General features: G+C 39.1%; 11 protein-coding genes and 1 pseudogene. 7 read left to right on the forward strand and 5 right to left on the reverse strand.

Annotated elements, in window-relative coordinates; genetic code table 11:
- Positions 1–32: 32 nt before the first annotated feature.
- Positions 33–3,332, reverse strand: coding sequence for a glycosyltransferase family 2 protein (locus ABVC65_RS06265; protein ID WP_353582869.1), 3,300 nt, complete (start codon positions 3,330–3,332; stop codon positions 33–35).
- Between the two features lie 104 nt (positions 3,333–3,436).
- On the opposite strand from ABVC65_RS06265, the gene ABVC65_RS06270 reads away from it, so the two are divergent.
- The 4 genes from ABVC65_RS06270 to ABVC65_RS06285 all read left to right on the forward strand — a co-directional run bounded on the left by ABVC65_RS06270 (position 3,437) and on the right by ABVC65_RS06285 (position 8,897).
- The gene (locus tag ABVC65_RS06270) at positions 3,437–4,891 is read left to right on the forward strand and encodes an LCP family protein (RefSeq protein ID WP_353582870.1); all 1,455 of its coding nucleotides are present in this window, start codon (positions 3,437–3,439) and stop codon (positions 4,889–4,891) included.
- Positions 4,892–5,032: 141 nt separating this feature from the next.
- On the forward strand, positions 5,033–6,418 hold the full coding sequence (locus ABVC65_RS06275; RefSeq protein ID WP_353582871.1) for an LCP family protein: 1,386 nt from the start codon (positions 5,033–5,035) through the stop codon (positions 6,416–6,418).
- Between the two features lie 123 nt (positions 6,419–6,541).
- Positions 6,542–8,443, forward strand: coding sequence for an FtsK/SpoIIIE domain-containing protein (locus tag ABVC65_RS06280; RefSeq protein ID WP_353582872.1), 1,902 nt, complete (start codon positions 6,542–6,544; stop codon positions 8,441–8,443).
- 181 nt (positions 8,444–8,624) lie between these two features.
- Positions 8,625–8,897, forward strand: a complete 273-nt coding sequence (locus ABVC65_RS06285; protein ID WP_004113182.1) for a WhiB family transcriptional regulator — start codon at positions 8,625–8,627, stop codon at positions 8,895–8,897.
- Positions 8,898–8,904: 7 nt separating this feature from the next.
- Here ABVC65_RS06285 and ABVC65_RS06290 read toward each other — a convergent pair whose 3' ends face one another.
- A complete protein-coding gene (locus tag ABVC65_RS06290) occupies positions 8,905–10,389 on the reverse strand; it encodes a sensor histidine kinase (protein WP_016813303.1) in 1,485 nt (494 codons plus the stop codon).
- Between the two features lie 74 nt (positions 10,390–10,463).
- On the opposite strand from ABVC65_RS06290, the pseudogene ABVC65_RS06295 reads away from it, so the two are divergent.
- Positions 10,464–10,643, forward strand: a pseudogene (locus ABVC65_RS06295) (toxin-antitoxin system HicB family antitoxin); the annotation flags it as partial.
- A 23-nt stretch (positions 10,644–10,666) separates the two neighbouring features.
- Here ABVC65_RS06295 and ABVC65_RS06300 read toward each other — a convergent pair.
- A complete protein-coding gene (locus ABVC65_RS06300; RefSeq protein WP_353582873.1) occupies positions 10,667–11,272 on the reverse strand; it encodes a pyroglutamyl-peptidase I in 606 nt (201 codons plus the stop codon).
- Positions 11,273–11,598: 326 nt separating this feature from the next.
- On the opposite strand from ABVC65_RS06300, the gene nox reads away from it, so the two are divergent.
- Positions 11,599–12,939, forward strand: a complete 1,341-nt coding sequence (gene nox, locus ABVC65_RS06305; protein WP_353582874.1) for a H2O-forming NADH oxidase — start codon at positions 11,599–11,601, stop codon at positions 12,937–12,939.
- A gap of 164 nt (positions 12,940–13,103) precedes the next feature.
- Positions 13,104–14,237: a 4-hydroxybutyrate dehydrogenase gene (locus tag ABVC65_RS06310; protein WP_353582875.1), complete on the forward strand. Its 1,134-nt coding sequence runs from the start codon at positions 13,104–13,106 to the stop codon at positions 14,235–14,237.
- A gap of 106 nt (positions 14,238–14,343) precedes the next feature.
- On the opposite strand, the gene ABVC65_RS06315 is transcribed toward ABVC65_RS06310, so the two are convergent.
- A complete protein-coding gene (locus tag ABVC65_RS06315; protein WP_353582876.1) occupies positions 14,344–16,422 on the reverse strand; it encodes a YhgE/Pip domain-containing protein in 2,079 nt (692 codons plus the stop codon).
- The gene (locus tag ABVC65_RS06320) at positions 16,412–17,179 is read right to left on the reverse strand and encodes an ATP-binding cassette domain-containing protein (RefSeq protein ID WP_353582877.1); all 768 of its coding nucleotides are present in this window, start codon (positions 17,177–17,179) and stop codon (positions 16,412–16,414) included. Before ABVC65_RS06320 ends, ABVC65_RS06315 begins: the two co-directional genes overlap by 11 nt.
- Positions 17,180–17,349: the final 170 nt, after the last annotated feature.

Here is a 17,349-nt window from a genome sequence, read left to right on the forward strand (position 1 = left end):
TATTATTCGTTTAATAAATCATAATCATCTAACTAATCATCTAAACGCTCTATTAAATTGCTATTATTAAAACGCGGCAACGCTACTAAGCAATACAATAATAGGACTAAAGCAAAAACAATAAACCAAGGCATTCTCCATGAAAGTGGACGAGAATGACTATAAATCGATGTTTTTGAAACAGATTTTTTACTGTTATCAACATCAAAACGGCAGTATGTTCCATGATCAGATGAAACAACAAGTTGAGTACCATCTGAAGCATTAACGTTCGCAATCAGGGTTTCTGTAGCCTCATTATTCGAAGTGCTATCAGAAGACAAGATAGAATTGTTAGCAGATAAGTTAGTTTTAGTTCTGGAATCGTTAACAATATAAATTCCACCTATTCCAAGCTGTTTTAGAGTTTCTATAGACTCATCGTCTGCATGAGAAAGAAGCTTAGAAGCCGCATAATATAATGTGTTTCTGCTAGGAGAATACCCGTAAAGTACATCTCGAACTTGTAATGCTGGAGATAGATCAATAAGATCACCGCGAACAGTTCGCATAAGTGAAATATCTAGCTCACGACTATTTATTGCTTTAATAGCAAGAACACGATTAGAGTCATTCTTCCTTAAATAGTCAGAAACAACCATTGGTAAACCATTATCACTTGCATAAACAGAAGTTAAAGGACCACTTGTTACAGCAAATAATCCAAGCAGAATAGCAACAGCAAAAATACCAAAAGCTAAAATTCCTCTAGCAAGATGAATAATCTTACGGAGCATCGCTTTAGCAGAGCGCCTAATAGCAGCACGCTTAGAAACGCGCGTCATATAATCGTCTGGATTATTATCAATATTTACATTAGACCTTCGCAAAGGCTCAAAACGATGAACAGCCTTACCAGCAACCATGCACATGCAAGCAAGTACGCCAAGAGCGCTTAAACATACGCCTGGAAGAACGCTAGAAGATATAGGACCATCAAAATCCGCTGCAATAACGACTCTAGATGCAACTAATGAAAGAGCCATACCACTTACTATCACAACCCACATCATTCTAGAAGTTCTTAAAGCAAATGGAAGAGCAAGAGAAGCTAAAGCCATTAACAAAGCGAGGACAGCAAACACAATCATTATGATTCCGCGAAGCTGCATAATAGGCAAAGATTGAGAAGAAAAATGATTCAAATCAATATTGAAAGCTCTAAGTAAAACATCTAAATAGTTGATAACCCTAGGAGCACCATTGATTTTTTGCGATGGAACAGCCATAGTCGCAAAAAGCTGACGCCACATTCCAGATTCAAAATAACGAACTACACTACCTAAAGTTGGAATAAGAACCAACACAGAAGGTATAGGCATAAGCGCTAGCATAAAACGATGTGAACGAACCATTATCAATGATGCTATGAAAATAACAATCATAGGTAGGATAAGCTGAGGGCAAGCTGCAAGAGGAATCATAAAGCATAACGACGCGCATGCAGCACATTGTATAGATGGAACAGGAAGCACTGGGTCTTCTGTAACATACATTCCTACAGCGTGGAAAGCAAACGCAAATGCTGCTGGCAAAAACACCATTGTTAGAAGCATTGGTAAGTCGCCTCTAGCGAATATGCCAAATGCCATTGCAACCATTGTCCAACAAATACCAGAGCAAACTCTTACAATATCGGAACGAGTAAATACTCCTGCAAGCGCCCAAAAACTTAACAACATTGCTGGAGCTGCAAGGAAGAAAATAACACTTACTGCAGCGATTGTATTGCCACCAAACACAATAGAGGCGAGCATCCAAATAATAAGAAGAGGAGATGGAGGTATTGCAGAGGCAAAACCATCATCTGGAATATAAGATCCGATTGCAGAATTAAAAAGTTGATTAAAACTAGAGCCAGTAGGAAGCAATTGGCTTGAATAAAGCGAGGATCCAGAAAAAATCTTACTAATAGGAGCACCATACAGGAGCATAACAGCCGCAAACACAAGCAAAGAAGCAAAAATAGCAGCACTCCAACGAAGTAAAATTCGCTTATGCAAATGTCGTCTTGCAAGCGGACTTAAAATAACTCCCTTTTTTTGAGTTTTAAAAGCAACAGTCTTGTCTTTCCAACGTGTAATTTGGCTACGACTTGCTATAAGGGACGAAAGCCTCTTCAAAGACACTTTCGCCACTCTAGATACTCTTCTTCTAGCAAAAATAGCTCTAGGAAATTGCGCTAATGCTATCCACGGGAGCATAAGGTGCATGAATGCCACATATGGTTGCTTAGCAAACAAAGACTGCAAGGCGCGAATTAATGACATAGGCAGGCTACACAACCAAACAATTGGCCACATAATCACACGAATATCCGTGTACAAATATCTTTGTTTTGCCATAATCGAATATGCAGAACCGTAGCAAATACTAGATTTTTCAACAGGTCTTTCTTCTCCACTTCGAGTGCGGATTCCATCAAAACGCGCTCTTCTATGCGCTATGCGAGCTTCTGGCACAACAACTACTCGCCCACCGCTTAAAATAACTCGCCTACAAAAATCGTTAGACTCTTCAAACGTTGTTAACCAAGGTTGAGTCCCTCGCATTGTTTGCCATGCGCTAAGAGAAACAAGAGCACCAGCCAAAGAAACAGAATAAACATCTCCGCGAAAATCATACTGCTCCTGATCTGGCTCACCTTCTACAGTAAGAGAATGCACCCTATGCTTCCATGCATACATGCCAACATTGTGCAAAATCTTACCCTGCCAATCCACCTGTTTTGCACCGAGAATGCAAGCTGTTGGCGTATTTCTCCATGTTTCTCTTAAAGCTTCAAGACACTTGTTATCGCAAGGTTTTGAATCGTCGTGAAGAAGCCACAAAGATTTAACGCCTTGCAATGGTAAAAGTTTTCTCAAAGATTTTTCTACCGCATCACCAAAAGATTTTGCAGATTTAATAGGTAGAATAATAACCTTTATCTTTGCGTAAGATTCCTGTATATAGCCCTGATTGTTGTTATAAAAATCACCACCATAATTACTAACAAAATCTGCGCTAGAAATTAGACCAGATAATGTTGTTGGTTCTATTTGAACATTAAAAGATGTTACAGATTCTTTTTCTACTCTATTAGCACAATCAGCTACAACAATAGTTCCTGGAAGAACAGTTTGATTTATTAAAGCTTGCAAAGTGTCTTCATAAAACCGCGTATCTCTCTCAACACTCATTATTGAAATAATCGACGAATCAACTTCGCGCGGTTGCTTGCGATTTAAAGCTGAAAAAACGTGTAAAACATTATTTTCAAACGTATCAGTCTCAGCGGTTAATGAATCCATACATAATAGTGTACGCAAGGGGTATGTATTATGCATGTTTAGATAATTCTCAATAGAATGCACTATAATAGTGGTTCATATGTGTGTTTACGAAAGAAGGAAGCATGGCAGCCTCTCGCTATGAACAAGACCGCCGGTACCAAACTAACTATTGGGACTCCTCAGCTCCACATCATAGCCTAAGCAACCATATTTTAGATAATTCTCGTAAATTAATTTCTATTGTTATTGTTGCCGTTCTAGCCTTCTTTTCTACAATCATAGCAGCTGTTTGGCTTGATTTTTCGTCTACAATACAATCCCGTGTTGTTAACATAATTACAAATGATGGCAAAAAAGTTCAAGCAGTAGATCCTAACGCTGGGAAAACAATCAACATTCTTGTTCTTGGTCAAGATACTCGAGAAGGCAAAAACCGTGCTTTTCAGGGTGGTGGCGAAGATGAAAATCATCAGTCAGATACGGCAATGATTGTTCAAATCAGTGCGGACAGATCTTATATAAATATTGTTTCTATTCCAAGAGACTCAATGGTTAAAGCAGCATCATGCAATACGACTAACGGAAAAATTCCTTCCAGACGCAAAGTGATGTTTAATTCTATTTTTGCTCTTGGGTACGCTAAAGGCGGAGATTTAGCGTCGGCAGCATCGTGCACTCTTGCAACAGTAAATGAAATTACTGGATTAGATATAACTAATTTCATTGTTGCGGACTTTAGTGGTCTAAGCGACATGATTAACGCAATAGGCGGCGTAAATCTGTGTATTCCAGTAGATACTAAGGATTACTACACTGGAGTTAACTTAAAGCACGGATTACAGCATTTAGATGGTGTTCAAGCAACACAGTATGCAAGAATGAGGCATGATACTGCAAGCGACGGCTCAGATATTATGAGAACTACGCGTCAACAATATCTACTAAAACAGCTTATTCATCAAGCATTGTCTAAAAACTTGTTCACACAATCCGGTCAGCTATATCAGCTTGCAAAATCTGCTCTAAAATCACTTAATATAAGCGAAGGATTAGCAAATCCTGCAACACTGGTTGGATTAGCAACAAGCCTTCACAAGTTAAATACTTCTAATATTTATGCACAAACAATACCGATTACAGCTGATCCAGCTGACGAGAATCGTGTTATTCTTGACGACAGTGCAGAAGATGTTTGGGAATTGATGAGAGAAAATAAACCACTTACTAAGCATCTTGCCTCTAAGCAAAGTAAGTCTGAAAAATCTACAAAGAAGAATTCTAAAGAAGATAAAAAATCAACTTCTAAAGATTCCAATGTCTCAAATGACGATTCGGATAATACGAACGGTACAGGCTCCTACGATTCTACAAATAACGGAACAGCAGGAAAACTTAGCGCTATTAATCCAAAAACTGGATTAGCTAAAGACGAATTAGGTAGACTAATAGACCCAAATAGTGGAGGCATAGTTGATCCAGATGATGGAACAATAAGAGATCCAAATACTGGACATTACATGGGTATTGCAGATAAATACTTAAATAACACTATTTGCGCAGTTCCAAAAGGGAAATAATAAGAAATATAGAAAATATATTTTCGACACTGCTTTATAACCACAATGCTTTATAATGCCATTGTTAGTTATTGCATTGAGATAATACGATTAGAAATTATTAATTAGCAAACACATACGAGTTATGCTACAGGAGGATAAATGAGCCAGCAACGTCCAGAAGACGCTTCAGGGAATCAGAATAATCCTCCTAGTTTTGCACCATCTAATCGTAGAAAAAATAAAAATGGCTATTATTTACACAATTCAAGCTCAAATAATGTAAATGCAATACCGAGTTTTCCTCCTAAACAGAATCATAAATTTAAAGAAGTAGAAAATCAAAACTCACGAATCAACCAAAAAGCACCATCTTTTGCACCAGCATCGCGCAAAAACGGTAACACAAGTCATCCAAAAATATCGAATACGACACCATCAATTAATGTGCAACCGATTAGCACAGCATATTCAAATTCCGAATCGCATACGATTTCACCTGACTCTTATATAGGAACGTCTAATGAAATCTTTGAAAAACCAGACGATGTAGAATCAATTGATAATTCTGCTAATAATCCTATAGGTTATAGGAAAAAACATCATTTCTTAAAATACTTAACTCTATTGTTAGTAACGCTCTTAATTATTGTAGGAGTGTGTGGAGCGTTATCTTGGAACTGGGTTGATTCACAAATAAAACGCGAACCATGGTTGACTAATACAGAAGACACTCAAGAAACAACATGGCTTATTCTAGGATCAGACCAGAGAGAAGGCGAAGAAGCTAAAGAGATAACAGGCTTTAGAACAGACACTATACTTGTACTAACAAAACCTGTAAGCGGACACAGCTCTTTAATATCAATTCCAAGAGATTCGCTTGTTTCAATAAATGGTCAGCAAATGAAAATAAACACTGTTGCACAAGATATTGGAAAACGAGCCTTAACAAAAACAGTCGAAAAAATAACTGGTCACAAAATAGACCATGTAGCAGAAATAAAATTTGAAGGACTTACAAAAGTTGTAAATTCTCTGGGCGGAATAGATTTATGCTATAACCGTACTGTAAATGATGCATACAGTGGTCTTAATTGGACAGCTGGATGCCATAGTGTAGACGGAACAGTTGCGCTAGCTTTTTCCAGAATGAGATACGCGGATCCACAATCCGACTTTGGTAGAGCGGCAAGACAACGCATGGTGATAAGCGCAATAATGAAAAAAGCATTATCTAGCAGCACACTTACAAATTTTGGAACTGTAAAAGGATTTGCAAAAGCATCTCTCGATTCAGCAATGTTAGACGAAAACACAAATCCTGGAACACTACTAAACATGGGGCTTGCGTTTAAAGAAGCTACAGGAAAAGACGGTGTAACGGGAACAGTTTATTGGACAAACCCTGATTATGAGGTTTACGGAGTCGGATCATCAGTATTGTTAGACGACGCCAAGAACATTGAATTATTCAACCAGTTATCTGCAGGAACACATGCTCCTGGAAGCGTAGGAACACTTGCAGAATTAATGAATCAACAATAATACGAATACGATTAACACGATTAACACAATTAACACAATTAACACAATTAACACAAAAAGTTTTATCGTATTTAAACCTTTAACCACACTGCTGTATTTTCCTTGCACAAACTGTAAAAACTCATGCATGATTGCGCTATGGAATATAAGGAATGTAAAAACTACAGAAACTATGAAAACAACGCGATCTGTAATAAAAACGCATCCTCAAAATCAATGTTTTGGATGCAGATTATCGCTAATATTGTGCCGATTTTTGCCAATACTGCTCTAGCAATAATGGCGTGCTTGCAAAAAAGTTGGATGATGTTAGCTATGGTCATCCCAAGCATAATGATGTATATTGCTTGCTTAATACCACAAATTATTCAATACAATGTGAATAAGAAAAGTGATAACAAAAACGAAAATAATATTAAAAAACATGTTGAAACACAATTTTCTAAAAGGATAAGTCGCCAGCATGTTCAAGGTGTTCCAAATACGCTTGTTCCAATAAATTTAGAAGCAATACTTATAAATAATGCGAATCAAATAAGCAGCATAAGTAATTCTAAAAATATAGTAAATCACGCTACTCCTCCATGGAAAAATGTTGTTTACTCTTGGCTAAAATCTTCCAACGAGTCAAATAAAAAACTCGTAGCACCAATCGGTATAAGCGAAAATGGATACTTTTGTTTAGACCTTATTAGAAACGGACCACACGCTCTTGTAGCAGGTACAACAGGCTCAGGAAAATCTGTGTTACTAACATCATGGTGTTTGGCTTTAGCATTCAACTACTCCCCCAAATCTTTGCAATTTGTTTTTATGGATTTTAAGGGTGGAGCCACATTTGACGCTCTTTCCACACTCCCACACAGCATTGGGAATGTAGGAGATTTAAACCTTCAACATGCAGTAAGAGCACTTCGAGGATTAGAAAAAGAATTAGATAGAAGAGAAAGATTAGTAGCATGCCAAGGATGCCATGATATTAATCAAGTAAAACCATACCAGCCTTCACTGGCTATTGTTATAGACGAATTTCACGCATTAAAAAATCAATTGCCAGACTACATGAATCGTCTTATACGAATAGCATCAGTTGGAAGATCCTTAGGAATGCACCTTATAGCATGTACACAGAATCCAATGGCACAAGTAAATGCAGATATGAAAGCAAATATGTCTATAAACATATGTTTAAGAGTTAGAGATGCAATGCAATCTCATGAATTATTGGGATCATCTTGTGCAGCAAGCATAAATCCAAACAATCCTGGAGCAGCATATTGCAACACTGGAGATGGAATAATAGCATTACAATGCTCACAAAGCAGAAACAAAGATTCTCTTATACAAGCAATAAAATTAGCTGGAAAATTCTACTACTATAATCAGCCTAAACAACTATTCAGTGCCCCACTACCAAGATATTTAGGTTATTCAACAATCAAAAATTATTGCAATAATACTTTTTGCAACGATAAATATTCTAGGTCTAATTCTGACTCTAGCTCTGACTCTAACTCTGACTCTAGTAAAGAAGATGGATTGTTAATAGGCTTAAAAGACGATGGCATTAATTTAAGCGAAGCAATTCTACCTATAAATCTGGGGAATATCGCAATTATTGGAGGAAATAAGAGAGGAAAAACTAATCTTATAAACGTAATTTCTAAAGCTATAAAATCAAGAAACACATACAACGATTCGCAAAATATTTATATTTTAGACAATGCAGACTCACTGCTAGAACCTTTTAGTAGCGACACAAGGTCTCAAGAATTTCAAAGCAAACTAGTCAATCCAAAAATAACTGTAATTTTCTGCGCACAAAATGCAAGGCATATTCGTATACCAGAACAAGCGCCAGTAAGAATAATATTCCCAACAGGAGATGCTGGAGCGGATACAATGCTTGGAATACCATCAGACTTGCTAAAAACTCTTAATGTAGATGATTATCAAACTCCAGGAAGATGTGTAATGGTAATTCCTGGAAGTGCTAATCTATTGCAGATTTTAAGTTTTACATAAAGTTTTACATAAAAAAGATATTTTAAATTATTCAAAAAATTAAAAAAATAAAAAATTCTTAAAAAAGTCTTGAAAAAAAGTTATATTCATGGTTTCCTTGAGTGCGGATAGTTTTTAAAAACAAAGTTTAATAATAGTTTTAACCAGCGTAAGCTACGTTTTTTAAAGGGGATATTTATTTATGAGCAGCGCATTTGATTGGCGTTCAAAAGCAGCATGCAGAGACAAAGATCCTGAACTTTTCTTCCCAGTGGGAAGCAACAGTGCATCTAATCAGCAGGTTGAGGAAGCCAAAGCAGTGTGCAGAACTTGTAACGTTGCAGACAATTGCTTAAGATGCGCGCTCGAAACAAGCCAAGATTACGGCGTATGGGGTGGTCTTAGTGAAGATGAACGACGTTCACTAAAACGCAGAGCTATACGTGCAAGAAGAAACCAAAACGCAGAACTGTAAGCTACATCTACTCCACTCCTGGAACTCTTAGCTTAATGTCGAGAAGAACACGAGTTCCGCCTTCTCTACGTTGCTCCCATTTAACTGTTCCGCCAAAGTCGTTAGTAACAAAAGTATTGATTAGCTGAGTGCCTAACCCAGATCCAGAAGACTTAGCCATACCGTGCAAAGACTCACTTTCAATACCCTCTCCATCATCTTCGACGACGATACTCAGATTATCCCCACCTCTACCAACAGAAATCTTAATATGTCCTTCACTAACTCCTTCAAAACCATGCTCTACTGCATTAGTGACAAGTTCTGTTAAAACAAGAGAAAGAGGAGTTGCATCTTGTGCCGCCAACATGCCAAACTTGCCACAAAAATCTATCGTAATATTCTGATTTTGCGAAGCAAGCTCGATAGACATTTTAAGCAAACTAGAAATAACCTTATCAAAATCAACAACCTCATCAGCTGTTTGACTTAAACCTTCGTGAACAAGAGCAATCGTCTGAACGCGTCTTTGTGCTTCTTCTAATTCTTTACGCACTTCTGCAGACTTAGTTTTTCTAGCTTGAAGACGAAGCAAAGCAGAAACAGCTTGAAGATTATTCTTAACACGATGGTGAATTTCAGAAATAGTAGCATTCTTAGTTTGAAGCTCTTTTTCCCTACGAAGAACCTCTGTAACATCACGACAAAGAACAACTGCGCCTGTTCGATCATTTGGACCATACAATGGAAGCGAGCGCATAGAGACAACAGAATTATTGACTTCTAGTTCGCAATCAACATCCGCTTTACCACTTAATACAAGAGGCAAACTTTCAGGAACAACATCGTTTGTGTGCAATAATCTTGCTCCAAACTCGCATAGAAACTCTCCTTGCATAGTGTCTAATCCGCCTAATCTACGGAAACAGCTAATTGCGTTAGGAGAAGCATAGCGCACAATTCCGCTTTCTTCCAAAACAATAAAGCCATCTGCAACTCGAGCATTATGACGCTGATTGAGCATTGAGTCATGGTACGGGAATTGTTCACGAGGAATCATATCGAACAAGGTTTTGCCAGCATTAATGCTTTCGGTCTCATACCTACCGTTTGATTCTCTTGTAGCAAGATTTGTTTCTCGAAGAACAAGACCTAGCGTCTTGCCATTGTGACGCACTGGGGCGTAAACATTACAAACTGTTGCCCTTCCAACAGTTCTTAATACAGAAGAGTGGAAACTTGTTTCCTTACTCATTGCTGCACTTAGTTCTTGATGCATTGATTCATCTAGCTTTACGCCCAACAAATCTTCAGTTCGAAGTGTAATTGCTGTAGACGGACGACATTGTTCTGCCACAACGTAATCACCATTGCCGTTTTGAATAATCAAAAGCAAGTCTGCAAAACTTAAGTCTGCTATTACCTGCCAGTCTGCTACAAGGTGATGCAGCCATTCGCGATCAGACTCATCAAAATCTGGACGCGTTGCAAGAATATGAGAAAAATCAGCCATAACCACAATAATATAGCCACATGGATAAATCTAAAACTACGGAGGATTTGCTCCTACCAATTACGTGGCAACGAAAAGAGCCGTCTTGCCATGAGCTAAATGATTATTCTGGGCAATTCAAATTGCGTCTTCCTAAAGAATTACACAGACAATTGTCTGAGCAATCTCAAGCCGAAGGCATAAGCATGAACCAGTATTGCGTGTATCTTCTTTCGCAAAATAACGCTATTGAGCGCGTGCTTGAGCGAGCATAGAAAATAAATACTTATACTATTTATTAGCAATTCCTCGCAATTACTTGCAACGCAATTTCAATACCTCGAAGCATATCAGCTAAACTCATAGAACTCGTACTCGGCTTATTGAGAATCTGCTCAGGCAAATACGGAACGTGAATAAAACCGCTCTTAATCGGCAATTTCCTAGTCTGGCAATAATGACAAACACTGTAAAGCACGTCATTACACACGTATGCGCCCGCAGAAAAAGACACAGACGCCGGCAATTTTGCTTTATTTAAAGCGTCAACTATGTTTACAACTGGCAAAGTCGCTTTATAAGCCACATCACCATCTTGCACAACAGGCTCATACCAAGGCTTATATCCACTATTATCCGGTATGCGCGCAGCTCTACAGTTAATACCAACATACTCGACGTTAAAACAAGCAGAACCGCCAAATTGCCCTAACGAAAGCACAGCATTAGGATGAACTTCCTCTATTTTCTCAATAACTTTTTGCGCACCCTTGTTAAATTCCGTAGGAATCTGCAAACGAACAAGTTCCACACCCTCAGGCGCATGCACTGATTGCGCAATCTCCCACGACGGATTTATAGACTCATTATCAAACGGCGTAAAACCAGTAATCAAAATACGCATTAAAATACCCCCTCATACAACTCTCACTTATCAAACTTTATCAAAGTTTATCAAAATTTATCAAAAGACATTGCGAAAACTATATATACACGAATGCACTTATATAAAACACTTACGATTCTATTACATACTTCACGTTCATAGAAAAGATTAAATGGTAATTACAACTTATACAATAATCAGAAACAACACACCTAGAATCAAAATTAGCAAGACTCGTATCAATGTAATAAGATTTAGTACCAGCGTGTAACTAACGAACAATGTGGTTAACAGCACGCATATGAAAATTAAACAATAATATCAACGACGAAAAGAGATTACCAATGACCAAGATTATTCAGATTGGCGCAAATCATGCTGGCACTGCCTGCGCTAACACCATTTTGAGCTACCCAGGAAACGATCTTACAATTTACGATCAGAATAGCAATATTTCCTTCCTTGGCTGCGGTATGGCTTTGTGGATTGGCAAGCAGATTCAAAGCAGCGATGGGCTGTTTTACCAAAAGCCAGAAGATTTCGTTAAAAAAGGCGCTAAGGTAAATCTCGAAAGCAGAGTTCTAGACATTGATTACGCAAAGAAAGAAGTAACAGTCGAACTTAAAGACGGCACTGTTATTCACGATTCTTACGACAAGCTTGTTCTCGCCACTGGTAGCCTTCCAAACAAGCCACGCATTAAAGGCATTGACTTGGAAAACGTGCAAATGGTAAAGCTTTTCCAGAATGCTCAAACTGTTATTGCAAAGCTTCAAGAGCGCGATTTCCATAATGTTGTGGTTCTTGGCGGCGGCTACATTGGCGTTGAACTTGCGGAAGCTTTTAAGCGTTTGAACAAGAACGTAACTCTTATTGACATGGAAGACCATATTCTTAACGGCTACTTTGACCCAGAGTTTTCCGATAATTTGAAGAAAATTATGGAAGATAAGGGCATTAAGTTTGAGCTTGGTCAAACTGTTGAAGAGATTGTTGGAGACACTGAAGTCAAGGCCGTTAAAACCAGTAAAGGCACTTACGACGCTGATATGGTGATTTGCGCTATTGGATTCCACCCAAATATTGCTCTTGGAAAAGATCATTTGAAGCAATACGAAAATGGAGCTTTCCTAGTTGACAAGAAGCAGCAGACTTCCAACCCAGATGTGTACGCTATCGGCGACTGCGCTACAATCTACGACAACGCTCGAGACCGCGTAAACTATATTGCACTCGCCACTAATGCCGTTCGCAGCGGCTTGATTGCAGGTCACAACGTTTGTGGCACTCCTGTAGAAACTGAGGGCGTGCAAGGTTCTAGCGCAATGATGATTTACGATTACAAGCTTGTTTGCACTGGTTTGAGCTTGACTGCTGCTCAAAAAGAGGGCATGGATGTTGATTACGTTGATTTTGAGGATACTCAAAAGCCTGCATTCATGGAAGTTGAGAATCCAAAGGTGAAGATTCGCATTGTTTACAAGAAAGACACTAAGGTGATTGTTGGATGCCAGTTGGCTTCTAACTACGATATGTCTGCAGCAATTCACCTGTTCTCTCTCGCTATTCAAAAGAAGGTCACGATTAAGGAGCTTGCTTTGTGTGATATCTTCTTTATGCCTCACTTCAACCAGCCATACAATTACATCACTATGGCAGCTTACACGGCTTTGTTGAAGGGCTGATTAGACTTTTCTGATTAGCTTAGGCTGAATCACTTTTTACTAATTAGCTTAAATCGCGTTTATTAAACCAAGCAACCTGTTCTATAATGGAGCAGTTGCTTGGTTTTTTAATCATCCGCGCACTATTGGCATAAGACATGCAGATTAACACAAAGGAGTCTAGGATGAAACAGCTCTCTATTAAGCCAACTATTCATAAATTTGAAAATACGAGCGATTTTGCGCAAGAATTTAAGCTTGGCGAAGACGATTTGGTTATTACAAACAAGTACATTTGGGAACCTTATTTTGGCAGCTTGAACCTTGATTGCAATGTGATTTTCCAAGAGAACTACGGCAAGGGCGAGCCAAGCGACGAAATGGTTGATGCGATTGTTCGCGATATTCACACTACCCCAAAGCGCGTGATCGGCATTGGTGGCGGAACCGTTTTGGACATTTCCAAGGTTTGCGCTTTGAAGCAAACAAGCCCGCTCGAAGATTTGGTTGACGGCAAGATTCCTGTACAAAAAGGCGCGGATCTTATTCTTGTTCCAACTACTTGCGGAACTGGATCCGAAGTTACTAACGTCGCCGTGTTCTCGCTTACAAAGCGCAACACTAAAAAGGGTTTGGCAAACGATGCTTGCTATTCTACAGACGCGGTTCTTATTCCAGAATTGTTAAAGAGCCTTCCAGATTACGTTTTTGCAACCAGCTCTATTGACGCTCTTACTCATTCGATTGAATCTGCACTTTCTCCTATTGCAACAGAGCTTACAAAAATGTTTAGCTACAAGGCTTGCGGACTTATTTTGCAAAGTTATATGCGAGTTGTTAAAGAAGGCAGCAGCGCGAAAAGCAAAGTTGTAAGCGACTTGGTTTCTGCAAGTCTTTATGCTGGTATTGCTTTTGGTAATGCTGGCTGCGGTTGCGTGCACGCGATGGCTTATCCCCTTGGCGGCACTTTCCACGTAGCTCACGGCGAAACGAACGCCGCGCTTCTTACAAGCGTTTTGCGATACTATGCTAAGCGCGACTGCGAAAACAACGATAGCGCAGAAAACACTGAGCTTTCTAAACTTTTTGACTTTATGGCAAATATTCTAGAATGCAATAAAGCAGATGTATTAGATAAGCTTGACGAAGTTCTTAACACGATTCTTCCTAAGCACAAGCTTCACGAGTATGGCATGACCGAAGACATGATTCAAAGCTGGGCTTCAAGTGTTGTTAAAGAGCAGCAGCGACTTTTGAAGAACTCCTATATACATATGAGCGAAGATGCTATTGCCGAAGTCTACGCATCTACTTTCTAAAGTCAGATCTCACTAAAAAGTAAAATCTAACTAAAGATTTCACTAAAAATAATCCCCGCAACTAACAAAAGCTGCGGGGATTTTAATTATCGCGACTATGTGAAACTTACGCATCAAGCGTTATTACAGGATGCAAGTCAAACATTTTTACAGTACGCTTCATGCGGAAGGCAATGCTTGTTATAGCAATCGCAATAACGCCGAAAAGCACAAGCATTCCAATGCCAGAGACTATTTCACCATTGTTCTTTCCAGACATTGCTTGACGCAACCCCATAATCGAGTACGTCATTGGCAAATATGGGTGAACAGCTCTAAAGAATGCCGGCGTCATTTGTACTGGGAACGTTCCTGCAGAGCTTGTGATTTGCAACATAAGAAGCACAATAGCAACTATTCGCCCTGGCATGCGGAACACAACCATAATCATTTGCATTATTGCCATAAAGACTATTGACGCTATAATCCCCAGCGCGTAGAATGCACCAACATTATCGATTTTAAACTTCAACGCTCCTTGTACAACGCCCATAAGAATAATCGCTTGCACAACGCCCATAATCACAAACGGCGTCAAGCTAATAAGCGCGCTTTTAAGCGGATTCATGCCGTTTAGTATCGCTCGCCTATCCATAACTCTCAAAACGAATGTTGTCATAAGAGCACCAACCCAAAGGGCGATAGAAATAAAGTAAGGTGCAAAACCGGTTCCATAGTTTTCAACGTGCGAATACTCGTGCTCCTCCAAGGAAACTGGTGCGCTCATCATCTTACTTTTTTGCTTAATATTGTTGATTTTGCTAGAATTTTGAGCATTTTTAAGCCCCTCATGCAACTTTTTTGCTCCATCAGCAAGCTTTGGCGTGTTTTCAGAAAGCTTTTGAACTCCAGAATTCAATTGACTTGATCCATCAACTATTTTTGCAGACCCAAGTGCAGCAGAATTAATACCATTATTGAGCTTTTCACTGCCGTTGCTTACAGCGCTAAGACCTTCCGCCAGCTTATTTGCTCCAGCGGAAAGCTGCGACGAACCATTGTGAACGCTTGATATTCCTTTAGAAACGGCGTCAACTCCAGCTTTTATCTTCAAACTACCAGAAGAAAGTGCTCCAGCACCTTGGCTCAATGCCGAAAGATTGGTCTCTAAAAGCTTAGAATTTTCGCTTAATCCTCCCGCAAGACCTTGCAATTTTTCTAGCACAAGCTCTTTGGTCACAAGTGGATTTTGCGCTTCAACAAGCAGCTGAGTAAGCTGACTCTTTGTAGCCTCGTTTCCAGCCTTAACATGCTGTTCAAGTTGAGCACTAGAATCCGAAAGCTTTTGCGCACCATTATATAGTTCGTCTGTAGCGTTATACAACGTTTGGGCTCCACTATTTAGCTGATTTGCACCATTTGCCAAATCGTTAGTTTTTTGAGCTAAGAATTGCGCCCCATCTTTGCTTTGCGTATTTGCATTTTTAAGCGATTGCGCTCCCTTTTGAAGTTCACTTAATCCGTTTTGTAGTTTTTGCAAAGATTGAGTAAGCTTGATCGATCCATCAGCAAGCTTATCTACTCCGCCATTAAGCGATTGCATTCCAGCGCTTAAATCGCCAGAACCACTCACTGCTGAATTAAGAGAATCAGAAGCAGAATTTACTTTTTCAAACATGTGCTCCCAATACTCTTGAGCAATCGCCTCGCTAATCTCAGTACGCATAGTGCGGAAAGCAGTTTTACCAATTTGTGAAGCCAGCATATTGCTTGCTTGATCGTACTTTACGTGAAGTTTTGCTTTAGTTGGAGTATCGTATTGCGCGGAAGCAATGCACTTACTGAAGGAAGCTGGAATAGTTGCTACCATAAAATAGTTGCCATTTTTAAGGCCCTTATTTGCTTCAGCACTATCTACAAAATTCCATTGGAAACCTTCACTACCGTCTTTTTGATTCTTCAAACGATTCTTGATTTCATCGCCAACATTGCGCATTTTGCCGTTAATCATAGCACCATTGTCTTCAACAACAACAGCCACAGGCACAGTATCCAAAGTCTTATAAGGATTTGTAAACGCCCACAAGTAAAGCGATCCGTATAAAAGTGGAATCAAAGCTACGGTTCCAATAACAAGCTTTCGAGCTTTTCCTTTCATCGTATTGTTAAGCTCACGAAATGCAAGAGCAATAGTATTAACGTGCATTGTTTTCACCACCATTTGCTTCACTTGTAGCAAGTTGAGAATCAGTATGAGAATTTTCTGCTTTCTCATTATTTGGCATAAGTCTTAAGACTTGATCCGCTTGCTTTTCTAACTCACTTTGCAAAACTCCAACAAGGCAGGAGCAGTAGTTTTTGCTAACATATTCGCGAATATCGGAAAGTAAGCATTCTCTTTGCTCACTAGTAAGCTCCGTCTCAATTCCATCAACAAATAGCAGCCACGGCTTTTTTAGCAAAGCCAACGCAATTGCCAAGCGCATGCGCTCGCACGGAGTCAACTCTCCTATTGCTGTTTTGTGAGGAGAAAATACTTTCCATTGAGCTAGCACGTTGTAAGCGTACTGCTGTAAAGCTTCACGGTTTTTAACATCATTTTTGTATTGCTTCAAAAATAGAGGCGAGCGCGCTGCTAGTTTCAGCTCGCTCATAAGAACTTCTTCTATTGTTTGCGTTTTGTAGAATTCGTTAATTCCGTTGAATATGCCCAGTCCAACATATTTACGCGATTCTTTAAAATCGTTAGGAAGAGTTGCGTCCGCAATAGTAAGAGTTCCGTTCGTAAATTTCATATAACCAGACAGTGCAAGCAGCAAAGCTGATTTTCCAGAGCCATGTTCGCCTGATATTGCAACGATTTGATGAGGCTCTACTTTTAACGATACGTCCCAAAATGGTGTTCTTCTAAATATTTGTAAACCTAATTCTTTCGCTTCTATAAGCGTTTGTTCTTCTTGCATAATTTACATGTGCGGCGAAATAAGCATTTGAAGCGAAACCGTACGGCACGCTTATATTGCAATCGCCGAGCATTCCTCCTTTTGCTCTTTAATTGTGGATTTTTAATTTTCAATTTTCAATTTTTTGGTTTTATTTTGATTATTTTGATTATTTTGATTCTTCTAACTCA

Origin of the sequence: Gardnerella vaginalis (assembly GCF_040427915.1) — a bacterium.
Lineage (GTDB): Bacteria > Actinomycetota > Actinomycetes > Actinomycetales > Bifidobacteriaceae > Bifidobacterium > Bifidobacterium vaginale_C.

What these genes read in the sequence shown, in the direction of transcription:
- ABVC65_RS06275 (WP_353582871.1), top strand. Translation starts at nt 5,033, where the DNA reads ATGAGCCAGCAACGTCCAGAAGACGCTTCAGGGAATCAGAATAATCCT.
- ABVC65_RS06320 (WP_353582877.1), bottom strand. Translation starts at nt 17,179, where the DNA reads ATGCAAGAAGAACAAACGCTTATAGAAGCGAAAGAATTAGGTTTACAA.
- ABVC65_RS06265 (WP_353582869.1), bottom strand. Translation starts at nt 3,332, where the DNA reads ATGGATTCATTAACCGCTGAGACTGATACGTTTGAAAATAATGTTTTA.
- ABVC65_RS06285 (WP_004113182.1), top strand. Translation starts at nt 8,625, where the DNA reads ATGAGCAGCGCATTTGATTGGCGTTCAAAAGCAGCATGCAGAGACAAA.
- ABVC65_RS06310 (WP_353582875.1), top strand. Translation starts at nt 13,104, where the DNA reads ATGAAACAGCTCTCTATTAAGCCAACTATTCATAAATTTGAAAATACG.
- ABVC65_RS06290 (WP_016813303.1), bottom strand. Translation starts at nt 10,389, where the DNA reads ATGGCTGATTTTTCTCATATTCTTGCAACGCGTCCAGATTTTGATGAG.
- ABVC65_RS06270 (WP_353582870.1), top strand. Translation starts at nt 3,437, where the DNA reads ATGGCAGCCTCTCGCTATGAACAAGACCGCCGGTACCAAACTAACTAT.
- ABVC65_RS06300 (WP_353582873.1), bottom strand. Translation starts at nt 11,272, where the DNA reads ATGCGTATTTTGATTACTGGTTTTACGCCGTTTGATAATGAGTCTATA.
- ABVC65_RS06280 (WP_353582872.1), top strand. Translation starts at nt 6,542, where the DNA reads ATGCATGATTGCGCTATGGAATATAAGGAATGTAAAAACTACAGAAAC.
- nox (WP_353582874.1), top strand. Translation starts at nt 11,599, where the DNA reads ATGACCAAGATTATTCAGATTGGCGCAAATCATGCTGGCACTGCCTGC.
- ABVC65_RS06315 (WP_353582876.1), bottom strand. Translation starts at nt 16,422, where the DNA reads ATGCACGTTAATACTATTGCTCTTGCATTTCGTGAGCTTAACAATACG.